Annotated in this window: 3 protein-coding genes; 2 read left to right on the top strand and 1 reads right to left on the bottom strand. The window is 75.7% G+C overall.

Features of this window, described 5'->3' with window-relative positions:
* Positions 1-639, top strand: a 639-nt coding sequence (locus CBZ_RS10745; protein ID WP_130781552.1) for an anti-sigma factor, incomplete at its 5' end; no start/stop codon positions are given.
* A gap of 166 nt (positions 640-805) precedes the next feature.
* On the opposite strand, the gene CBZ_RS10750 is transcribed toward CBZ_RS10745, so the two are convergent.
* Complete coding sequence (locus CBZ_RS10750; protein WP_130781553.1) at positions 806-1,492, bottom strand: fasciclin domain-containing protein; 687 nt, start codon at positions 1,490-1,492, stop codon at positions 806-808.
* A gap of 143 nt (positions 1,493-1,635) precedes the next feature.
* On the opposite strand from CBZ_RS10750, the gene CBZ_RS10755 reads away from it, so the two are divergent.
* On the top strand, positions 1,636-3,477 hold the full coding sequence (locus tag CBZ_RS10755; protein WP_130781554.1) for a cytochrome c biogenesis protein DipZ: 1,842 nt from the start codon (positions 1,636-1,638) through the stop codon (positions 3,475-3,477).
* The last annotated feature ends 31 nt before the right edge of the window (positions 3,478-3,508 follow it).

The following is a 3,508-nucleotide window of genomic DNA, read 5'->3' on the forward strand; positions in this document are numbered from 1 at the left end:
GACCTGCAGGCCGTCGCCGCCCGGCTGGGAGCGGCGATCGACGCGGAGCCGCCCGCCGGCGCCCGGGCCGCGGTCCTCGCCGCCGTCCGGGCGACCCCGCAGGAGTCGCCCGCGCCGTCCGCACCGCCGGTGCCGCTCGCGCCGACCTCGCCGAACTCGTCGACCTCGTCGACCTCGTCCGCGCGGGGACGACGCGGAGGAGCGCGCTGGTGGGCGCTGGCCGCCGCCGTCGCGATCGGCGCCGCCGTGCCGGCCACGCTGCTCGTGCAGCAGGTGCAGCACACGCGCCAGGTGCAGGCCGAGCAGCAGCAGGTCGCCGACCTGCTCACCGACCCGTCGGCGGTCCTCGTCCACCAGGACGTCCCCGGCGACGGCGCGGTCACCGCGATCCTCACCGACCACCGAGCCGTGTTCACGGCGACGCAGATGCCCCCGCCGGACGACGGCAGCGTCTACCAGCTCTGGGTCGTCCGCGACGGTCAGCCGCACTCCGCGGGCGTCATGACGAGCGACGACGGCACCGTCCGTCAGTTCGCCGACGACTTCGCCCCGGGCGACGTGCTCGCGGTGACGGTCGAGCCGGCGGGCGGGTCGGAGCAGCCGACGAGCGACCCCATCATGGTCCTCTCCGCCGCCTGACGGTCCGCCGGCGGCACCCGGCGCATGTCGGGCACGCAAGAGCCCCCTCGCCGGGGTTCTCGACGAGGGGGCTCCGTGCTCCCGGTGGGCGCCGGGTCCGGGCACCACACCGGGCGCCCCGACCGGGAGCGGGACGGTCCGGCTGCGGGAGGCCGGCCCGGAGAGGTCACATGGTCGGCATCAGCACGCTGTCGACGAGGTAGACCGTCGCGTTGGCGGTGTGCACGCCGCCGCAGATCACGGCCGCGTCGTTGACCTTGAGGTCGTCGCCGGAGCCGGTGACCTCGACGGTGCCGCCCTGCACGGTGGTCTGCGTGCCGACGACCTCCTCGGGCGTGAGCTGCCCGGGCACCACGTGGTAGGTGAGGATCGACGTGAGCGTCGCCGCGTCGGTCTTCAGGCCCTCGATGGTCGCGGGGTCGATCTTCGCGAACGCCTCGTCGACGGGCGCGAAGACGGTGAACTCGCCGCCGTTGAGGGTGTCGACCAGGTTCACCTCCGGGTTGAGCTGGCCGGACACGGCCGCCGTGAGCGTCGTGAGCAGCGGGTTGTTCGACGCGGCCACGGCGACGGGGTCGGCCGACATCCCCTGCACCGAGCCGGCGCCGTCAGGCACGGCCGCGGCGTAGTCGGCACAGCCGGGTCCGACGAGGTCCGCGGCCGGGTCGGCCGTCATGGCGTCGTCCGCGGGGGTCGACTCCTCCTCGGGCGTCTGCTCCATGGCGGGCGTGTCGTCCGCGGACGCGGCGTCGTCGCCCCCGGAGGAGCAGGCGGCGAGCGCGAGGCCGGTCACGCCGGCGAGCAGCACACCGGTGACGCGGGTGGTGAGGCGGGTGCGGGTGGTGGTCCTCATGGTGGTTCCCTCCGAACGTCCTCGGGAGCCCGGTCCGGTGCCGTCCGGCTCCCCTGTCGGAGGGTGGTTCGATGCGGTGCGGCGGGTGGATGGGTCGGACTTCGGGACCCATCCGGAACGGTGGCCGGCGGCGAACGCCCCGCATGGACCTGCTCCCGCTCGCACTCATCGGGCTGCTCGGCGGCCTCGTCACCGGCGTCTCGCCGTGCATCCTGCCCGTCCTGCCGGTCGTCCTCCTGGCCGGCGCGACGACGAGCACGCGCCTCGGCGCACTGCCCGGCCTCGCCGTCCAGCCGCTCCCGGACTTCTTACGCACCGGCACGCCCACGGCCGGGTCGGCGTCCGCACCGGTCGTCACGCTCGACCCGCCCACCGCGCCTCCCGCCGCGGGCAGCCGACGCCGGTCGGCGCGCCCCTACCTGGTTGTCGCGGGCCTGGTCACGAGCTTCACGCTGGTCACGCTGCTCGGCAGCGTCGCCCTCGCGGTCCTCGGGCTGCCGCAGGACCTGCTGCGCTGGGCGGGCATCGTCGTGCTGGCGGTGATCGGCGCCGGCCTGCTGGTCCCGCGGTTCGGGGAGGTCCTCGAGCGACCGTTCCAGCGTCTGACGCCGCGCAGCGCGCCGGGGCGGGAGCGGGGCGGGTTCGTGCTCGGGCTCGGCCTGGGCGCGGTGTACGTGCCGTGCGCGGGTCCGGTCCTCGCGGCGATCACCGTGGCGGGCGCGAGCGGGCAGGTCGGTCCGGGCACGGTCGTGCTGACGGTGTCGTTCGCGCTGGGTGCGGCGGCGCCGCTCCTCGCGGTCGCGCTCGCGGGGCGGCGCGCCTCGGAGCGTGCCCGCGTGTTCCGGACGCACCTGCGCGCGATCCGGGCGGTCGGCGGTGCGCTCATGCTCGCGCTGGCGCTCGCCCTCACGTTCCACCTGACGGACGCGATCCAGCGCGCCCTGCCCGGCTACACCGACGGCCTGCAGGAGCGGATCGCCGCGGACCCGCGCGTGCAGCGCGAGCTCGACCTGGGCGGCCTGGTGACGGCCGAGAACGAGGGCCTGAGCCGCTGCACCGACGGCGCGGAGGCGCTCGAGGACTGCGGGCCGGCCCCGGCGATCCGCGGGATCGACACGTGGCTGAACACGCCCGACGGCGCGCCGGTCGACCTCGCGGACCTGCGCGGCCAGGTGGTCCTGCTCGACTTCTGGGCGTACTCCTGCATCAACTGCCAGCGGTCCGTGCCGCACGTCGTCGCGTGGGAGAAGGCGTACCGGGACGCGGGCCTCGTCGTCGTCGGGGTGCACACCCCGGAGTACGCGTTCGAGCGGGAGACGCGCAACGTCGTCGACGGCGCGCGCCGCCTGGGCATCGGCTACCCGGTCGCGCAGGACAACTCCTACGCGACGTGGACGGCGTACCGGAACCGGTACTGGCCCGCCGCGTACCTGGTCGACGCCGACGGCCAGGTCCGGCACGTGGCGCAGGGCGAGGGCGGCTACGACACGACGGAGACCCTGATCCGCGAGCTGCTGACCGACGCGGACCCCGGGGTCGACCTGCCGCCGCGCACGCGCGTCGAGGACGCGACCCCGCAGGGCGACGTCACGCCCGAGACGTTCCTGTCGGTGTCGAAGCACCGCAACGTCGCGGGGGAGTACGAGCAGGGCGCGCACACGTACGCCCTGCCCGGCGACCAGGCGCCCGACACGGTCGCGTTCGGCGGGACGTGGACGACCGACTTCCAGGGCGCCACCGCCGGTGCCGACGCGCGGCTGCGCCTGCGGTACCACGCGGCGGTCGTGCAGAGCGTCCTCGGCGGGACGGGCACCGTGGGGTTCGTCGTGCGTGACGACGACGGCCAGGTGCGCGAGCGCGGCACCCTGGAGGTCTCCGGGCCGCCCCGCTCCTACGCGGTGACCGACGACGGCCAGGTCGTCGAGGGCACCGTCGAGCTGGACGTCCCGCCGGGTGTCACCGCGTTCTCGTTCACCTTCGGGTGAGACGGCGGCGGGGGGGGGGGGGGGGGCGGGG

This window comes from Cellulomonas biazotea (assembly GCF_004306155.1).
In the GTDB taxonomy this organism is placed as follows: Bacteria; Actinomycetota; Actinomycetes; order Actinomycetales; family Cellulomonadaceae; genus Cellulomonas; species Cellulomonas biazotea.